The organism is Micromonospora sonchi (assembly GCF_014646235.1).
In the GTDB taxonomy this organism is placed as follows: domain Bacteria; phylum Actinomycetota; class Actinomycetes; order Mycobacteriales; family Micromonosporaceae; genus Micromonospora; species Micromonospora sonchi.
Genome location: NZ_BMNB01000007.1, coordinates 131,450 through 150,159, shown reverse-complemented (window position 1 = coordinate 150,159; position 18,710 = coordinate 131,450). Strand labels below are relative to the sequence as shown.

Annotated in this window: 11 protein-coding genes; 6 read left to right on the top strand and 5 right to left on the bottom strand. The window is 68.3% G+C overall.

The features are described 5' to 3' along the window. Positions 1-60: 60 nt before the first annotated feature. The 4 genes from IEY61_RS09835 to IEY61_RS09820 all read left to right on the top strand — a co-directional run bounded on the left by IEY61_RS09835 (position 61) and on the right by IEY61_RS09820 (position 3,466). Entirely contained in the window at positions 61-753 is a 693-nt protein-coding gene (locus IEY61_RS09835) for a sigma-70 family RNA polymerase sigma factor (RefSeq protein ID WP_189042777.1), read from the top strand. After that, a complete protein-coding gene (locus tag IEY61_RS09830) occupies positions 750-1,532 on the top strand; it encodes an anti-sigma factor family protein (protein WP_189042775.1) in 783 nt (260 codons plus the stop codon). The genes IEY61_RS09835 and IEY61_RS09830 overlap by 4 nt, the downstream gene beginning before the upstream one ends. Positions 1,533-1,723: 191 nt before the next feature. Beyond that, positions 1,724-2,395 (top strand): COG4315 family predicted lipoprotein, encoded by a 672-nt coding sequence (locus IEY61_RS09825; protein WP_189042773.1) that lies wholly within the window; start codon positions 1,724-1,726, stop codon positions 2,393-2,395. Positions 2,396-2,548: 153 nt separating this feature from the next. After that, positions 2,549-3,466: a DNA-3-methyladenine glycosylase family protein gene (locus IEY61_RS09820; protein ID WP_189042770.1), complete on the top strand. Its 918-nt coding sequence runs from the start codon at positions 2,549-2,551 to the stop codon at positions 3,464-3,466. 125 nt (positions 3,467-3,591) lie between these two features. Here the strand turns inward: IEY61_RS09820 and IEY61_RS09815 are convergent, their stop codons facing one another. Continuing rightward, complete coding sequence (locus IEY61_RS09815) at positions 3,592-3,804, bottom strand: hypothetical protein (protein WP_189042768.1); 213 nt, start codon at positions 3,802-3,804, stop codon at positions 3,592-3,594. Between the two features lie 135 nt (positions 3,805-3,939). Here IEY61_RS09815 and IEY61_RS09810 point away from each other — a divergent pair, with 135 nt between their 5' ends. Together IEY61_RS09810 and IEY61_RS09805 are read left to right on the top strand one after the other, a co-directional pair. After that, entirely contained in the window at positions 3,940-5,052 is a 1,113-nt protein-coding gene (locus tag IEY61_RS09810; RefSeq protein WP_189042766.1) for an ATP-dependent DNA ligase, read from the top strand. A gap of 54 nt (positions 5,053-5,106) precedes the next feature. Beyond that, positions 5,107-6,669 carry an alpha/beta hydrolase gene (locus IEY61_RS09805; RefSeq protein WP_373293129.1) on the top strand — a complete coding sequence of 521 codons (1,563 nt, stop codon included), beginning with the start codon at positions 5,107-5,109 and terminating at the stop codon, positions 6,667-6,669. Between the two features lie 30 nt (positions 6,670-6,699). Here IEY61_RS09805 and IEY61_RS09800 read toward each other — a convergent pair whose 3' ends face one another. The 4 genes from IEY61_RS09800 to IEY61_RS09785 all read right to left on the bottom strand — a co-directional run bounded on the left by IEY61_RS09800 (position 6,700) and on the right by IEY61_RS09785 (position 18,484). Continuing rightward, positions 6,700-7,374: a hypothetical protein gene (locus tag IEY61_RS09800; protein ID WP_189042762.1), complete on the bottom strand. Its 675-nt coding sequence runs from the start codon at positions 7,372-7,374 to the stop codon at positions 6,700-6,702. Between the two features lie 117 nt (positions 7,375-7,491). Continuing rightward, entirely contained in the window at positions 7,492-7,878 is a 387-nt protein-coding gene (locus IEY61_RS09795) for a hypothetical protein (RefSeq protein ID WP_189042760.1), read from the bottom strand. A 17-nt stretch (positions 7,879-7,895) separates the two neighbouring features. Continuing rightward, positions 7,896-14,513 carry a polymorphic toxin-type HINT domain-containing protein gene (locus IEY61_RS09790; protein WP_189042758.1) on the bottom strand — a complete coding sequence of 2,206 codons (6,618 nt, stop codon included), beginning with the start codon at positions 14,511-14,513 and terminating at the stop codon, positions 7,896-7,898. Positions 14,514-14,599: 86 nt separating this feature from the next. Continuing rightward, positions 14,600-18,484 (bottom strand): LamG domain-containing protein, encoded by a 3,885-nt coding sequence (locus tag IEY61_RS09785; RefSeq protein WP_189042756.1) that lies wholly within the window; start codon positions 18,482-18,484, stop codon positions 14,600-14,602. Positions 18,485-18,710 lie beyond the last annotated feature (226 nt).

Here is an 18,710-nt window from a genome sequence, read left to right as displayed (position 1 = left end):
ATCACCCGGCGACCATGCCCGTGGGGGGACGGCTTCTGTCCAGCGACATCGGAGGTCTGCATGCATGCACTGGCGGCCGGTTGGCACGGCGACCGGGTGCGGGTGGACTGGATGTCCGCCCGGTCCCAGTCGCGGCCGACCACGTCCACCCGTGGGGTCGACTCCCACGCCGCGGCTCGCCAGAATAGCCCGGTGACGCCGCGACCCGCCCCTGGCCGCCACCAGGCTACGACCTCTGAAGCCGCCCACTCCGATCAGTTGATCCGTACGCTCTACGCCGAACACGCCGGGCCGCTGCTGATGTTCGTGATGCGGCTGACCGGCGGCGACCGGCAGCGGGCCGAGGACATCGTCCAGGAGACGCTGCTCCGGGCCTGGCGCAACGCCCACCGGCTGGGCACGCAGGGGCAGGGGTCGCTGCGGCCGTGGCTGGTGACGGTGGCCCGCCGCATCGCCATCGACGAGCACCGCAGCGAGCAGGCCCGGCCGGCCGAGACGTACGACCGGGATCTGACCGCGTTCGCCGAGTCGGACAGCACCGACCGGGTGCTGCGCTCGATGACGGTGGCGGACGCGCTGCGGACGTTGAGCCAGGCGCACCGGGAGATCCTGGTGGCGACGTACTTTCGGGGAAGGACGGTGCCGGAGGCGGCCGAGGAACTCGGGCTGCCGCTGGGCACCGCGAAGTCACGGGTCTACTACGCGCTGCGCGCGCTGCGCACAGCTCTGCAGGAAAGGGGGGTGACGGAATGAGCCGGGTGGACCACATGGACGTCGCCGCGTACGCGCTCGGCGTGCTGGACGAGCAGGACATGGAGCGGTTCGAGGAGCACCTCGCCTCCTGCTGGGCGTGCGCCGCCGAGCTGGAGACGATGGTGCCGGTGGTGGGGCTGCTCTCCGACATCGACGCGGAGTCGATGACGGCGCTGGAGCAGACCCAGTCGAATCCGGTCCTGCTCGACCGCACGCTGGTGGCGATGCGTACGCACCGACGGAGGGCCCGGTTCCGGCAGGTCCTCGCGACCGCGGCCGCGGTGGTCGTCTTCGGCGGGCTGACCGGCGTCGGATTCGCCAACCTGAGCGCGGAGAGCACCGCACCGCCGCAGGGATCCGGGCAGGGCTCCAACGCCTCTCTGGAGCCGCCGAGCACCCGTTCGGGCAACCCGGGCGGACCCGGGGTGGGCGGCAACGAGCAGGAGGGCGAGCAGGTCGACGTCACCGACCCGACCACCGGGGTGCAGGGGACGTTCTTCCTGGACTCGAAGGACTTCGGCACCCTGGCCGCCTTCACCCTCAGCCGGCTGCCCGGCCCACGCGAGTGCCGCCTCGTGGTGGTGCGCAAGGACTCCGGCACCGAGGTCATCTCCAGCTGGTCGGTGCCGCCGGGCGGGTACGGCACCAACAGCAACCCGACGGCCCTCACCCTGCACGCCACCACCTCGTCCAAGCTGGAGGACGTGAAGCACTTCCGGGTGGAGCAGGTCGACGCGAAGGGAACGGCCAGCCCGCTGCTGACGGTGCCCGCGCCCTGACCCAGGGGACCAGAAGGCCCGCTTCCTTTGTGGAGGCGGGCCTTTGCGATACCTGATCGATGTCGGCCTACACGAAGCGGGACGGGGTTCGGTTCAACGGGTTCGATGTGAAATTAGCCACCGTTCGCGGTTCAACCTTGACATCCCCTCGCCACGTACTTCCCGGTGACTGTCAAGCATGAGGAGGGCACGTGGCAAAGATCAAGCGGACCGTCGTCGTCGCGAGCGCCATGGTCGCGCTCACGGCCTGCGCTCCCGCGGGCTACGAGGGAGCGAACGCCGGAGCGGCCGAGCCGATCGCCGTCGCCGCGGCCGAGCCCACTGTGAGCGTGGACCCCGAGGCCAGCGCGGAGCCGGGCGCCTCGGCGTCACCCGGCGCGGAGGCCGAGATCGACGCTCCCCTGCCCGACGGCGTCGAACTGACCGTGCGCCTGACCGGCAAGAAGTTCGACCGGATGGGCAGCGCGGTCATCAACCAGGACGGCTACATCCTCTACCGCTTCGACCGCGACACCAACGACCCGCCGTCGTCGAACTGCGTCGACGAGTGCGCCGAGGTCTGGCCGCCGGCGCTGACCGACGGCAACCCGAAGATCAAGGGCCTCATCTCCGACGACGCGGTGGGCACCATCACCCGCGAGGACGGCACCCGCCAGATCACCCTCGACGGCTGGCCGCTCTACACCTACATCGGTGACAAGAAGCCGGGCCAGTGGAAGGGCCAGGGCGTCGGCGGCACCTGGTTCGTGATCAACCCCGACGGCAGCAAGAACCTGAGCTGCCTCCCCAAGGGCACCCCCAAGGCCGTCACTCCCCCGTCGAAGTCCAAGTCCGACAGCTCCGACTCCGACTACTCGTACTGACCCAAGCCCTGCCCCGACCCAAGCCCCGTTGATCATGAGGTTAGCGGCAGTTGAGGAGATCAACTTCGCCGTTAACCTCATGATCAACGAAGCAATCGGGTGTGGGGGTGGGGTGGGTGGGGGTGGGGTGGGGTGGGGTGGCAGAGTGGGCCGGTGACCTCGACCGAGCCGGCTGCCAGCCGGAGGCTGCGCCCGCCGGAGCACTATCGGCTGGTCGCCTCGGTGCGCCCGCTCACCTTCAGCCCGTACGATCCCTGCGCCCGGATCGTGGCCGGCACCCTCTGGTGGGCCACCCGCACCCCGGCGGGCCCGGCCACCCTCGCCCTGCGGCCGGCCGGCGGCGAGCTGGTCGCCGAGGGGTACGGCCCGGGCGGCGGCTGGGTGGTGGACCGGGCGGACGCGATCGCCGGGCTCCGGGACGACCTGGCCGGCTTCGCCGAGCTGGCCGCCGGTCACCCGGTGATGGCCGAGCTGGCCAACCGGCACCGGGGCCTGCGGATGCCGGCGACCGGGCTGGTCTTCAACCGGGTGCTGCGGGCGGTCCTCGAACAGAAGGTCACCGGCACGGAGGCCTACCGGGGGTACGCAGCGATGGTCCGCCACTTCGGGCAGCCGGCACCAGGGCCGATGCGGCTGCTGCTGTTACCGGAGCCGGCAGCGGTGGCCGCCGCCGGTTACTGGGTGTTCCACCCGTTCGGCGTCGAGCAGCGCCGGGCCGACACGCTGCGTCGGGCCGCCACGGTCGCCGACCGGCTGGAACGCTGCGCCGACTCCACCGAGGCCACCAGGCGGCTGACCGCGATCACCGGCATCGGCCCGTGGACCGCCGCCGAAGTGGTCCGCGTCGCGTACGGCGACCCGGACGCGGTCAGCGTCGGCGACTACCACGTACCCAACACGGTGGCCTGGGCGCTGGCCGGGGAGCCGCGCGCCGACGACGCCCGGATGCTGGAGCTGCTGGAACCGTTCCGGGGACACCGGGGCCGGGTCTGCCGGCTGTTGGAGGCCGCCGGCATCCAGGCACCGAAGTTCGGCCCCCGCGCCCCCATCCGCTCCTTCGCCCACTTCTGACCCCGCCCGCGTCCCGGGCGCCTGCGGCCGCAGGCCGCGCTTTCCGGACCGCCACGCTTTCCGGACCGCCGCGCTTCTCGGACCGCCGCCCTTGTGGGCCGCCGCGCTGCCAGGCCGCCGCGGTGTCAGGCGGCCTCGCGCAGGTCGGCCAGGCTGAGCGGGGTACGCCGGCCCAACAGCTCCGCCAGCTCGGTCACCGAGCCCACCTCACCGAGCACGTTCTTGCCGCCGCCGAAGCGGCGGGGATAGCGGTGGACCAGCCGGTAGACGTACCGGCCCCGGATCAGCTCGACGCTGACCCGCCACCGCCCGCAACACCCGCACACCCACTCCCGCACCCCGCGAAAGTAGCTCTGACCTGCGGCTTTACGATCCACCCAAGGCGTACGCGAGGGATCTTCGCCGGACACGCCGCCTACCGGGGGCCAGTGATCTGCCTCACCGCTGTCGGTGCCGTCTGGTTGACTGTCGCCGTGGAGCTGCCGATCAATCCGCCCGTGGAGCCGATGCTGGCCCGCAGCGTCGCGTCGATCCCCACCGGGCCGGGAATGACCTACGAGCCCAAGTGGGACGGTTTCCGCTGCATCGTCTTCCGCGACGGTGACGAGGTGGAGCTGGCCAGCCGGGGCGGCAAGATGATGACCCGCTACTTCCCCGAGGTGGTCGAACAGGCGCGCCAACAGCTGCCGACGCGCTGCGCGGTCGACGGCGAGCTGATCGTGATCCGCCGCGACGGGCCGGACGGTCAGCCCCGGCTCGACTTCGAGTTGCTGGCCCAGCGCATCCACCCAGCGGCGTCCCGGGTGAAGCTGCTCGCCGAGACCACCCCGGCCGACTTCGTCGCCTTCGACCTGCTCGCCCTCGACGACGAGAGCCTGCTCGACGCGCCCTACCCGACCCGCCGCGCCCGGCTGGAGCAGGCCCTGGCCGGGGTGCGCCCACCGGTGCACGTCACCCAGGTCACCACCGACGCCGACACCGCACGCCGCTGGTTCGAGGTGTTCGAGGGCGCCGGGCTGGACGGGCTCATCGCCAAGCCCGCCGACCTGGCGTACGAGCCGGGCAAGCGGCTCATGTTCAAGGTCAAGCACGCCCGCACCGCCGACGCGGTGGTGGCCGGGTTCCGCTGGCACAAGTCCGGCCCGGTGGTCGGCTCGCTGCTGCTCGGGCTCCACGACGACGCCGGGGTGCTGCACCACGTCGGGGTGAGCGCCTCGTTCACCATGGCCCGGCGGGCGGAGCTGCTGGAGGAGCTGGCCCCCTACCGGGACGCCGGGGCGGAGCACCCGTGGGTGCACGGCGACCACGAGCGCGGCCAGCGCATCCCCGGCGGGGTCAGCCGGTGGACCGGCACCAAGAATCTGGAGTGGGAGCCGGTCCGCCCGGAGCTGGTGGTGGAGGTGGCGTACGACGCGATGGAGGGCGACCGGTTCCGGCACACCGCGCGATTCGTCCGCTGGCGGCCCGACCGCGACCCCCGCTCCTGCCGCTACGACCAGCTCGACCGGCCGGTCCGGTTCGACGTGGACCAGGTCCTGCGCGGCGATCCGGCGGTCCCGGTCGGGCCCGCACCCGACCCCGCGTAGCCTGACGGTCGACCCGATCACGGAGGCTCGCTCGTGACCCGTACCACCGACCGGATCCGCCGTTTCCGGCTCACCCTGGCCGGCCTGGTCGCCGCTGCGGTGGTCGCCGCCGGTTGCACGCTGCCGGCGTTCGCGCCGCGCGCCGACGTCGAGGGCGAGGCCGCGCCCCCGGGGACGGCACCCACCTGGCAGTCCTGCCCGGAGGTGCCCAAGGAGCTGGTCGGGCGCGGTGCGCCCGGGATGCGCTACGAGTGCGCCCGCATCCAGGTGCCCCGTGACTGGGCCGGCGGCAGCGGCGCCACGGCCGGTCCCGGCGCCGGCGAGACCTTCGAGATCGCCCTGATCCGGATCCGCTCCGACAAGCAGCGCGACCGCATCGGCTCGCTGCTGGTCAACCCGGGCGGGCCGGGCGGGTCGGGGGTGGACACCGCCGTCTACCTCACCTTCGGTGAGCAGTTCGGCGGCCTGCCCGACACCGTCCTGCAGCGGTTCGACATCGTCGGCTTCGACCCGCGCGGGGTGACCCGCTCCAGCCCGGTGGAGTGCATTCCGGACGCCGACCTCGACGCCGCCTTCGGCTTCGATCCTGATCCGGCCAGCCAGGAGTCGTTCGACGATTTCGTCGCGCTCAACAAGCGGATCGGTCAGGGCTGCGGCGACAGGTACGGCGACCAACTGCCGCTCTACGGCACCGAGCAGGCCGCCCGGGACATGGACGCCATCCGCGCGGCGGTCGGCGACGAGAAGATGACGTACCTCGGCTACTCCTACGGCACCCTGCTCGGCGCGACGTACGCCCAACTGTTTCCGCAACGGGTGCGGGCGCTGGTGCTCGACGGCGCGGTCAACCCCCGGCAGGGCCTGATCGAGGGCTCGGAGAGCCAGGCCAGAGGCTTCGAGCGGGCCTTCGACAACTTCACCCGCTGGTGCGCGGCCAACACCGACCGCTGCCCGATCGCGCCGGACGCCCGCGCCGCGGTGACCTCGGCCCTCGACAAGGCGAAGGTCTCCCCGGTCCGCTCCGCCGACGGCCGGGAGGCCACCGCCGGCTGGGTCTTCTACGCGATCATCTCCTCGCTGTACACCGAAACCGGCTGGCAGCAGCTCGCCCGCGCGATCAACCGCCTGGAGGAGGGCAACCCCGACGAGGTGTTCCGCCTCGCCGACGCCTACGCCGACCGCGACGAGGACGGCCACTACAGCAACCTCTTCGACGCCAACATGGCGGTCAACTGCGCCGACGAGGAGAAACGGCCCAGCCTGGAGCGGATCCGCCAGTTGCAGTCGCAGTGGCGCGGGAAGTACCCGCTCTTCGGGCCGGCGCTGGCGGTCGGCCTGATCTCCTGCACCGAGTGGCCCGGCGGCAGCGACCCCTACCCCACCGGCCGCGCCGACGGCGCCCCGCCGATCCTGGTCGTCGGCACCACCGGCGATCCGGCCACCCCGTACGAGCAGACCCCGGCCCTGGCCGAGATGCTCGGCGTCGGCCGGGTGCTCACCTGGGAGGGCGAAGGCCACACCGCGTACCCCCAGACGGCCTGCATCACCGAGGCCGTCAACGCGTACCTCATCGACCTCACCGTCCCCGCCGAGGGGAAACGCTGCCCGGCACGCTAGCGGCCCCAATTCTCGGCATCGGCCAAGTGCTCACCCTGGAAGGCGAAGGCCACCGCCCTCCTCGGGTGCCGCGTCAGCCACCGACTTCTCGGTCAGCCAGAACTCCTCACCGCAGAAGCACTCCGCTGGATCCAGCGTGTGCTGCTGCGCGTGTTCCAATGCGCCGAAATACGTCTCTTCCAGCCGACGTCCCCTCTCTCCGTCACTGCGCCGGACTTCCGCCCAAAGCTGAGTCAGAACGTCCAGGTGCTTCGCGGCGAGATCCTCGAACAGCAGCAGTAATGACGGATACCGTTCCAGGTCAAGACGATGCAGATCGACCATATACATGTCTAAACCAGAGTCGATTGCGGCTCTCGACTCGGTAAACAATCGTTCACCGACCGCGTCGTTCCGAACCCGCCACGCCCGGCACTCCTGGATCGCCTGGAGCACGTAGTAAACCGGCTCGCGGTCCACACACATGTCCAGCCGGAGCACTTGAATCAGAATCTTCGCTATAAATGGCGAGATCTCACTGAGTATGCCCTGGTTCGCCGCAGCACAATACAGGTTGTCCGCTGCCTCCCGTCGGGATTCGGCCGAGACTCCGCCCACCAGGTCGATGACTAGGCGAGGCACCTCCTCAGCGGCGATGGAGTCGCGGTCCAGCTCCGACCAGGGAACCTGATCCAGCATGTCCGCCAGCACCCGCTCGCCACTCATCGACGCCTCCCCACGTCAGGCCGGCAGGATGCCTGGGAGGGAATGCGCCCTGAAGCCCTTCGCTCGCTCTCGGTGATCGGCGGATCGCGATCACGGTTGAGCGTTCACTGCATGGAATCACTCGATCTTTATGATCAAATTCCCACCAGTAGAACCGACTAGCAATTTTCGGCCACTCAGCACGAACCGGACTTCAACAATTTCCGCAGCGTCGTTGAAGCGGGGGACCGCCTGGCCAACTTCAAGGCTCAGGTCGGAAAGTTCGGCAATCACAATCCTAACCCTCTCTTCGGGCGGCCAGAGATATTCCGGCACAACGACGTCGGACCTGAGTTCAATTGCGAGACTCCAATCGGTCCAAACCGTAAGCGTTAAGGACCGACCGTCAGAGAAAACCAGCTGGACAGCTTCAAGTAAACCATCACCGTCACATATTCGGGCAACCTCAAATATCTCACAACCTTGCACGTCAAGCGCGTCCGCGCCCTCAGCTATTAACGCCATTCAAGCACCTTCGACCTTTATCCACACCGACAAGGTATTTGAGTAGCCCCATTGAACCAACCGTTACCGCTTGCGCCTGGGAACATGGTCACGAAGCTTCCATCACCGCGCGTCACAAGAAGATCTTCGTCTTTCCGGTAGAACCAGTAATCGGTCCCCCCGCCGGTCGCCGGATTCCAAGGACCACGCCGTACCTCATCATGGCTGGATCGCACTTCAGCGATGCGATTGCGGAACCACTCTCTCGCCGACGCATTACCCGGGTTGAGGCGATAGTCCTTGGAGTGCTTTCCCCACTTCTTTCCGATGTTGACCCCACTCAGCTCAGGCCCACACGGACCCGTGTTGTGGACCAGGACCGGAGTGTTGCCGGCTAGCACATAGTACGTGTGGATGTCGGCGACCGTGAGGTTGTAGGCCGAGCCGCGCTGGATGGTGCTCCAGTCGAGCCCGACGATGGTGAGCGTTCCACCGGATGCGGTGTACAGAAGGTCGCCAGGATCGAGGGCTTGGCTCTCCTGCCATTGCTGGTCTGTTTCATTCCAGAATGGGTGGTCTTCGGTGGTGGTGAGTTTTCCGCCGTCAACTTTGAGGTCGACCATCTGGTCTTCGTGGACCCACAGGTGGGTTACGCGGCGGGGGCCCTCTTCACCGGTTTCGGGGTCGGTGGCCAGCACCATGTCCCCAACTTCGACGTCCTCGATTGGTTTCGTGCTGCCATCGGCCATGAGAACTTCGGTGCCGGAGGCGAAGCTGCGTTCGCCGTCTGCGCCGTCACCACATCGGCTAGCCCGGCGTGCGATCGTTTGCCTCTTCTCCTCTGAGAAGAGTTCGTAGCCGACTTCTACTAATGCGCCGACAAAAGTCACGGCTCCACAGCCGGCAATGATGGCACATGTGGCCGCTTCCAGGGCCCCTTGAATCATCGCTTCTTTGAACGTTTGTGGCTTTGCAGGCCTGGACAACCTGTATTTAGGGGCGGGCCTGCTTCTTTCGGCAGCTGCTTGGCAGGCGTACGGGCTGCCTTGGGCGCAATGGTTCGACTGTCTCGTCTTTGAAGATGCGCCGCTACCGACAGGACCGTGTGATGCTCCTCCCGCGCCTGGCCCGTTGAAGTGCGGATCGACGCCTCTCTGAAAGTCAGTCCAGATCAGCCCACTGGGATCGCTGTACGTGATTGGGTTGTTGTTGGCGTACGCGTATCCGTTCCACTGCTGGGGGTCGGCGAGATCCTGAAGAGGATCAACCGAGATGAACCCGCCGATGCTGGAGTCGTAGAATCGGGCGCCCAGCAGCGTCAGACCAGTCGGGTCCTCCGTGCCGCCGACAAACCCGCGTTGCCCGGACGGCCACACCAGGCCATCGGAACTTCTCAGGTTGCCGTAAGGATCGGCGTATTTGATGGTGTCGACGCGGGTAACCGAGTTGACCGCCCACCGTGCTGAGCCCTGATGGTCGGAGCTGAGCCAGATGACGTCACCCACCCCGGTGGCCAACGACGCACTGCGAGACGCGATCACACTTCCCGCATGCGTGTAGTAGCGAGTGGCCGACTTGTTCTGACCGGAGACGGTCAGCTCCTGCCCCGCCACGAAAACCGTCGCATCGCCGTTCGGATCGATTCGGGCGATCCGATTGCCGTCGACGTCGTAGAGCATCCGGGTCGTGCCGTCCGGCCCACTGATCTCGGTCAGCTTGCCCTGCGCGTTCCAATCCAGGGTTTCGGTGACCCCACCGACCTGGCGGGAGGTGAGGTTGCCGGTGGCGTCCCAGCCGTAGTGATCGACCCGCTGCCCTGTGGTCACCGTCCGCACCGCGTGCGGCTGGCCACCCGTCGAGGCGTACTGGTAGGTCGACGTCACGCCGGTGCGCCGGTCGGTCACCGACTGCCGGGAGCCGGCTTTGTCGAAGGCGTACGACTTCCAGTACGGCGACACCCCACCGACGTCACTGGCCTGCGGTGAGCTGGCACAGACGTTCGTGCTCTGCGTCCACGCCTGAGTCAGCCGCTGCAACTGGTCGTACTGGAAACACTGAGCATCGCTGGCACCGGGCCGCGGGTTATCGTCGTTGTCCAACGGCCGGTTCGCCATCGACAGCACGTTGCCGGCCGGGTCGTACCGGTAGGTCAACGCGGCGACGTTCGTGATGCTCGCGTCGCGGTCGAAGTAGAACTCGGACAGTCGCCGGGTCACATCGTCGTAGACGTACGTCTGGTACGCCTGCGGCCGCTTGTCGACCCCCAGCGTGCGTTGCAGCAGCTCGCCGTAGGGCGAATAGGTGGCGGCGTCGACGTAGACGTTCTCCGTCCCGGAGGCCGAACTTCCGCCGACCAGGCGCGTGACGTTGCCCAGGTCGTCGTAGTGGTGGTTGAGCATTTCACGCTCAAGACCACCCATTCCCGGCACGCTGATCCGTTCCGGCGAACCGTCGACCTTGAAGGTGAAGGTGGAGACGTAGGTCCCGGCAACGCCGGCCAGGCCGGGCATGGCCGGAACCACCGACTCTTCGTCGCGCACCTGATAGGCGTCGTTGTAGTCGAAGATCTCGCGGGTGAAGTGGTAGCCGTCGACGACGGTCAACTGCTTGGTCAGGTGTCCCTTTTTAACTGTGTCGTAGGTCCACTGGCCGACCAGTTGGCCGTTGGTCAGTCGCTTTTTACGCCGCCCCAGTGGGTCGTACTCAGTGGAGATGACCTCGCCTCGGGCATCCGTGGTGGAGCTGACCTGATCGTCGTTGTCGTACGTCAGGCTGGTCTCGCCCTTGTCCGGGTCAATCGTGCGTACCACTCGTCCGCGCAGGTCGTACTCGTATCGCCAGATTTTTCCGGTCGGTCCGGTCGCAGTCGCGAGGCTGCCTCGCGGGGCGTACGCGTAACGGGTGACGTCGTATCCACTGGTGAGGGCACGGCCGTGGAACTGCCGCAACTCGGTCGTCCGATCATGGACGTCGCTGATGGTGGCCGTGGTGGTGCCGCCGAGCGGCGGGGTGACCGCCACCTGCCAGCCGTCCGGGGCGCCGCCGTAGCTGGTGATCGTGGCCCAGCGTTGGCTGTTGCCCGACCAGAGCGCTTCGCTGATCACCCGACCGGCGGCGTCGTGGCTGTACACCGTCCGTGCCCGGTCCGCGCCAGGGTTCAGCTCCAGCAGCGTGCTGCCGGGAGCGCCGGTGACGGAAACCGGCCCGGCCTGGTATGCCTTCAACCCTCGGTCGTTGTATCCGATCGAGGAGACCAGGCGCTGGCCGCCGACGGCATCCTTCTGCGTCTGCACGGGCCGGTAAAGCGAGTCGAGGAGCCCGACCTCGGTGAGGTAGTTGCCGTTGGGGCCGAGCCGCCTGGTGGTGACGGTCAGCGGCCCATCGGCCCGCACCAGGTAGCTGAACTCGACGTTCGGCGTTGCGGTCGCCTTGGCGCGGCCCGGCAGCCACACCTTCGTCAGTCGGCCCAGCGGGTCATGGGCAAGATCGGTGCGCTTGTTGTTGGCGTCCACCACGGAAGTCGGCTCGGCCCACGCCGGCTGCTGGGTGGTGGTCACCTTGTGATCGAGCGGATTGGTGGTGACCGTCTGGGTGACCGGGCCGGGACCTTCCGGCGTGTAGTCGGTCTTGGTCACCCCGCCACGGGCGTCGGTGGCGGTTTTGATCCGGCCGAGTTCGTCGTAGGTGCTGCGGGCGACGGTGGCGTAGACCGGGCCGCCGCTCCAGGTGTCGAGGGTTTTCTCGCGGGTCACCAGTCCCTTGCTCGGCGTGGATCCGTGGGTGTTGGAGCCATCGTGGTAGGTCCGAACATCGGAGATGACGTCGGCCGGGCGGGACACTGTGGCAGTGCACGCCTTGGCGACGGTCTCCACCCGGGACACCGCCTCCCGGATCCAGTCGGTCTGGTTCTTGGCGTACGTGGTGCGGGTGCAGGTCTCGTCGCCCGTGATGTCGGTGTCGCCCAGGTCGGAGACCGACTCGGGCAGGCCGTCGTCGTTGTTGTAGGTGGTCCGGGTCTCGGTACGCGCCCACTTGCTCGCTGCCAGCAGCTTGCGGGTCTTCTGCACGGACGGCCCGCTGAAGTACGCCCGGTCGGTGCCCCCGTCGTGGCTACGTGCGGCGGTCTCGCGGGTCCAGTACTGCGTGGTGGACGCCTCGACCACGGACGAGCCGTCGAGAGTTGCCTCCTCCAGCGTCATACCGGCAAGCGCCCGATGGTCGGTGAACGTGTTGCCCTCGGAATCGGCGACCTGCACGGTACGCCGGCCGCCGCCGGGCAACGGTTGGTCGTGCAGGCCACGGTAGAACCGCTTGCGGGTGGTCAGCGGTACGCCCCGACCGGGCTCGCCGACCTTCGTCACCACCTGCGAGTAGCCGCGCCACTGCCCGTACGTGCGGTGCTTCTTCTTAATGAACTCGCTGTCGTCGTAGCCCCACAGCGTCGACGTGCCGCCGCCGGTGGTGGAGTACTCGTACTGGATGGTAACCGCCGGCTGGTCGGCGGTGCGCTCGATCTCGGAAATCTCGGTCACCACGTACTTGTGGAACCAGTCCAGCTTCGGCTCGAAGTAGCCGTCGGGCGTCCAGTAGACCGGGTAACAGCGCCGGGAGTTGTTCTGCGGCGACGCCGGCAGGTCGTTGTGGTCGCAGTCGGGCTCGGAGTAGGTGACGTGGATGTCGGCGCCGGACTCGGTACGGATGGTCTGGATCCGCCACCGGGAGAAAAGCGGTGCCCCGGCCAGGACGTTGGCGCGGTTGGCCAGCTCCACCCCGGTGAACCGCACCGGTGGGTCGGTGACGGTGCCGCCGACGTGCCCGGCGTGCACGATCTCCTTCAACCACAGCGACGCCGAGCCGGCCACCTTCGGTGCCTTGAACTCGTGGGTCAGGCTCCACGACTCGACGTCGGAATCGGCGGAGAAGGAGCTACCTCTGCGCACTTGAGTGGTGATCTTCGTGAGCCGTTTGGTGGTGAAGAAGACCGGCGCCAGTTTGTCGGTGCAGGGTGTGGCATCGCAGTACTTGTCCCACGGCACGTCCGGCCAGTTCGCCTTGACCGGCTTACCGTCCTTGTGGCACTCGGCCGCCAGGCACCGGTCGGCGACGGTGAAGACCACGCGGCCGGTGGCGGCGACGCTCGGATGATCGGCGTGCAGCCCGTACTCGATCCGCATCAGGTAGCCGCCCCGGTCGAACGACTGCCGGTTGTCCTTGTCGTCCGCCGCGCCGTAGTACCCGGTCTCGTTCTGATAGTAGAAGCGGACGATGTTGCCGTGCACGTCCACGATTTTGTCCAGCAGCCACCGCCAGGCCTGCTTGCAGGACGAGTCCTTGAAGGCCGTGGCCCGGCACTTCTCGTCCGGGTGGTTACCGAAGACAGGAACGGTCCAGCGGGAGTTGGCCGAGGCCGCCTCGCTGGCGAAGAAGTAGCGGGTGCCGTCCGCCGTGGTGATCGTCCACCGTTCGGTCGTGGCGTTGCCCGGCGTAGCCGCGCTGCCCTCCAACCGGATCCGCCAGTTGCTGTCGTTCTGGACCCGCCAGACGCCGCTGGTGTCGTCCCTGATCAGGGAAGCGTTGCTGCCGTTGAGCGAAACGGTGACGTTGTGGGAGTCGCCCTTCCAGCACTGGTCGTAGGTCTTCTTGTCCTTGTTGTTCGGCTCCTTGCCGCCGTCTGCGTCCCGGTCGTCCGTGCAGGTGACGTAGGACCGCTCGATGAATCCTGGGGCATACTCCCAGCCGTCGCCGATCCACGACGCCTGGTTGTTGGCACCGGCCATCCGCCCGTCGACGAGCTGCGACGAGTAGTTCAGTGACACCTCGGGCAGCGGACCCTCCGCCGGCGGCAGGCGCAGCGGATTCGAGTAGGAGAACGCGCCGGAGCTGTCCCCCGCCGTCCAGGAGCCCGACGCCTTCAGGTCGGTGGCCTTGTAGTCGCCCTCTTCCGAGGACTCGTCGGCCACCATGGCAAACACCATCGGCACCGCTCCGGAGAGCGTGACCTCGGTCGACAGCGTCCTGGTGACCGGGTCGTTGGTCGCCTCGACCGGCTCGATCTCCTGACACTCAGAGCGCTGCGGCGTCGTCGCCGCACAGGCCGGCAGCCGCTTGATGGTCAGCCGCTCGCCCCACCCCGCGCCGTAGAGTTCGCGGATTCCGGCGTAGTCGAAGGCCGTTTCGACCGTCCCGGCAGCACCTTCGACGACCAGGACCGGGCCGCTGACCCCGAGCTGGCGGGAGTGCTGCTCGTCCAGGAGCTGCACCCGAGCCTGGTCAGGTGCGCTTTGACCGGCGACAGCCGAGGCCGTCACGGGTAGACCACCGGCCGTGCCCCGCACCGTCCGCCCGGAGTGCCGGTCGCCGTTCAGCCGCCGATCCGGCCGCGCGTCGGCGATCGCGAAGGTCACTCGGCCCGCCGCCGGCCACGTCGCGTGCTTCGGCCCGGTCCACCTGCCACCGTCCTCCGGTAGCGGCGTCTGTTCGACCGTTGCCGGGCGGGCCCTTTCCGGCTTGGCCGCCTTGACCGGCCGGTCGCCGGAGGGCACCTCGGCCGCCTGAGCCGGTTGCGCCACCGCGAAGGTGGACGCCAGCAGCACCGCGACGGTGCCCAGGGTGATGATTCGTCGTGGCCGAGAGATAGCGGTGCGTGACTGCGACATGGCACCTTCCTGACGCGGAGGAGAGGGTGAGGAAAAGTCAGGTGGGTCGGCGACGGGGGCGACGTGTGGTCGCCCCCGTCGCTGGGTCAGAGGCCGGCGAGTTCGGCGATCCGATCCGGATCGACGGTGGAGGTCCAGATCCGGACGTCGTCGACGACGCCGCCGAGCCACGAATCCCGCGTTCCGTTCGTCGACCCGTTGCAGCCGATCAGGGTCGGGCCGCTGGCCGACCACGGGGAGGACGGGCCGGTGGTCTCGTCCTCCAGCACCCCGTCGACGTAGAGCTGCACCTTGCCGGAGGCCACGTTGAAGACGCCGGCGAGGTGGGTCCACTTGCCGAGTTCCGGTGCCTGCTGAGATTCGGCGTTGTGCCAGGTGACGTTTCCAGCAGTGGCCGACGGCAGACCGAAGTGCCACCGGTTCACATCAGAGCGGTAGCCGAGATAGAAGCCGGGACTGCCGCTGGCTGCCTGCGTCACGACCGCGTGGTCTCCGGCCGTCTGGTCCAACAGCACCCAGGTGGTGACCGTGAACGAGGCGTCGGTACGGACCGCTGGGCCAGCCGTTTCGGCGCAGGAGTTCGCGGAGAGTTCCAGGCCGAGGGCACCGTCACGGCCGAAGCCCCGGTCGCGCACCCAGTTGTACGGGCCGGTGATGGTCAGATCACGGCCGTTGCCGGATCGGTCGGTCAGGTACGTCGGCGCTTCGCTGGCCGGGCCGTCCAGCGGCCACCTTCCCTCCAGCTGCACCCCCGGGTTACCGCCATGCACGGTGGCCACCTCCGTGGCGCTCAGCACACCTCGCCACGCGCGGACACCGGAGACCGCCCCGTGGACTCGGTCAACGTGCGCGCCGGTCCATTTCGCGCATCCGACCGTCATGGGGCCGTCGGCGTTCCAGTTCGTCCCGGTGCGCTCCCGAGAGGAGGCGAGAACTCCGTTGACGTACAGGCTCATCTGGCGCGTGGTGGCGTCGTAGACGGCGGCCAGGTGGGTCCAACGGCCGACGTCCCCCGTGATCGGGGTCGTCGAGGTGGTCACCGGTCCTCCCCCGATCTCGCTGTCGGAGGCCAGCATCATCAGCGCCCAGTAGGGGGTGCCGTCCAGGTACCGCGTACCGAGGTAGAAGCCGCTGACGCGTACGCCGTCCTGTCCCAGAACCGTCCGGTTGCCCGTACCCGCCGTGGTCAGCTTGACCCACGCCGCCACGGTGAACGACTCATCCGTATGCACCACCGGACCGCCCGTGGTCACGCACTGCGTGCCGTCCAACTCGATCGCGGATTCCACCCGCCCGTACTGGTCGTCGACCCAGGATTCGGTTTCCGGCAGCACCAGGTCGGTGGCTCGGCCCGTGGACTCGCCACCGCCGCCGCGCAGCTGCCAGTTTCCGACCTCACCGGCGGGAAGCTCGGTGGCTGCGCGGGCGATCTGCGCGTCGGAGAGCAGGCCCTGCCAGACGCCGACGTGGTCGATCGAGCCGTGCATGTGGTGCCATTCATCGGTCAGGCTCGCGGCGCAGCCGACCGTGAACCTGGCCTGCGCGTCCCAGGGCACGAACGGGATGGCTCCCTCCGCGGCGAGCTGACCATCGACGTAGAGCCGCATCACTCGCGCTACGGGGTCCACAGTGGCTGCGATGTGCTGCCAGACATTCAGCGGCACAGACGTGGTCGTCTGGATGAAGGCCCAGGTCGGTGCCGCTACGTCGCCGCTGGGCATCGCCAACTCCCAGCGGTCGTTGGCAGCGTGGTACTGCAGGTAGAAGGCGGGGCGAGCGGTGCCGGCCTGCGTGGCCAGGGCACGGTTGGCGGACTTGTCGGTCAGCTTCACCCACCCGGTGACCGTGTATTCAGCATCGGTGCGGATCACCGGTTCGGCCTCCGCGCAGCCCGTGCCGTCGTAGGTCAACGCGGCGTTGGCGGTCCCCTTACGGTCGGGCCCGTAGTTGACGGCGCTGCCCAGCGTCAGGTCGTGCCCCTGGCCGGTGTCGTCGACGGCATCACCGTCGAACCGCCACGCAGCCTGGGCCTGCACCTCCGTGATACGACCGGTGAAGAAGTTGTACGCGGTACGCGCCGAATAGTTGCCAGCGTTGTCCTGCGCCCACACGTAGACGACCGTCCGGCCCGCTTCCGGGGTGAACGTGATCGTGGTCGTGCCAGTGGATGCCTTGAAGCTCTGCTGGGCGTCCACACCGATGCCGTACGCGAACTGCTTGACGCCGGAGCGCGCGTCCGACGAGGTGAAGGAGAGCGTCACCGGCTGCCCAACCACCGGCGTGCCGGAGGTGCGGGTGACCACCGGCGCGGTCGGCGGGGTGTGGTCGAGCCGGAAGTAGCAGGAAGCGGTCCAGGGGGTGTTCTCTGCCTCCACCCCGTCGGTGCCGCGTACCCGCCAGTTGTAGTTGCCCTCGGCAAGGGTGGGAGTCGTCCAGCCTCGCTCTGCACCGGAGTTCGTCCAGGCCGAAGTGTGGTCGGCGGGACTGGTCGGGCCATTGAGGTCGAACCGGATCCGCACGGTGCCGTCGCCGTCGTTTGCCTTGCCGTACAACGTGGGTGTGCGGTTGGTGATCCACGGTCCGGGCGACGTCTTCGCGCAGTTTCCGCCCGGGGCCGTTCGGATCGCGACCGGCGAGGTGGGCTTGTGCTGGTAGGTGGCGATCAGCCGGACACGATCCGGATCGAACTTCGCCCACCGGCCGCCGCTCTCGGTTCCCATCCGCAACCCGAAAGTGATCGACGTGGAGTCGTTGTTCGCGTGGCGTTGGACATGGTGGCCGACCTGGGAGCCGTTGAACGTCAGCCAGTCGGGCTTATGACCACATCCTGAGTTGGCCTTGCCGAGCCTGGTCTGCAACGCCCCGTCGTGCAGCCACTTGTTCTTCATCCCGTTCCAGGTGGGAGTGTTGCTCGCGATCGAGTTGGTCTGCCAGATGCCGATCGACTCGCCAGCGCAGTCGGCGGCGTGCACGAGCCAGGCGTCCACGCTGGTCGTTCCCGTGATCCGTTTGCCGGCGAGCACCTTGGTGTCGAAGTAGAAGTGCGACCGCCAGATGTCGCCGTGGCTGTCGTAGTTCGACCCCACCCGGGCGACCTCTCGTGGCCACGACGTGCCCGAGGTCCACTGGGTGTCCGGCCGGGAGTCGTTCACCGGAGCCCAGCGGGCCCACTTCTTGTCGTACGTCGGATCGATGAAGACCGGGAAGTGCCCATCATCGAGCACCTCGGGCGCGGCGCTGACGGTCAGCAGGCCCACGCCGACCTGAACGTCGACCTCGGCGATCCGGGCCGAGTCCGCCGGCCCTCGTGCCGTCGACCGGCCGGAGCCAGGATCGGCCGGCGCGTCGGCGGCGAGGAACCCGGTGCGCGCGCCGCTGGCCGGGGGCGCCGAGTCCCAGGCCTTGGCTGGTGGGGCCGCAGCCAGCAGGCCCTCGGGCCCTGCGATCGTCACCGCACCGTCCACTACCGATACGTCTGCCGAGCCGCCGACGATGTAGCGCGTCTCACGGACCAGCGGATTCTCCGCCGCTGCGGCGCTCTTGACGACGAGCAGGTGAGAGAAACCGCCGCGCTCCGCACGGACCACCAGGTCAACATCCGGGTAGACGCTCGGATACGTGATCGTGTCACCGGCGATCACGCCCTGGGGAAGGGCGCTCGGCCAGCCGAGCGAGAAGCTGGCGCCGGCGCCAGTCATGGTGGCGAAGGCGCCGGCCCCGCCTGTGGAGAAGACCACGTCGGCCGTTGACGCGACCGGGCGGACAAGTCCGTCAGCGCCCACCACCAGCGTCGTGTCGATCTCGCGCCAGGACCCATCGCGCTCGGTCCACCTCGGCTCGGCCCAAGACTCGAAGGCGAAGTCGCCCGATGGCTGAGCGAAGACCTTCGTCGTCTCCGATGCCGCCGCCAGAACCTCAACGTCGGTGTCACAGGACACCGCCAGCGCGAGGGCCGCCCGCTCGGACTCCACTCCTCGTTCCGCAGCCCCGGCGGCACAGGGCTCCACTGGTTGTGCGGCGGCACGATCAGCTGACCACACCACCTGAAGAGAGGCCGCCAGCACAACACAGGCCACAATGGACGGTAGTCGGACAGACCAAGCCGACGACACAGCCGCACCCCCCGCAAAGCAGCGTGATCAACGAACAGCGTGATCATCAATGTTCGGCACAGAGTACAGATAGGCCAACCTCGAC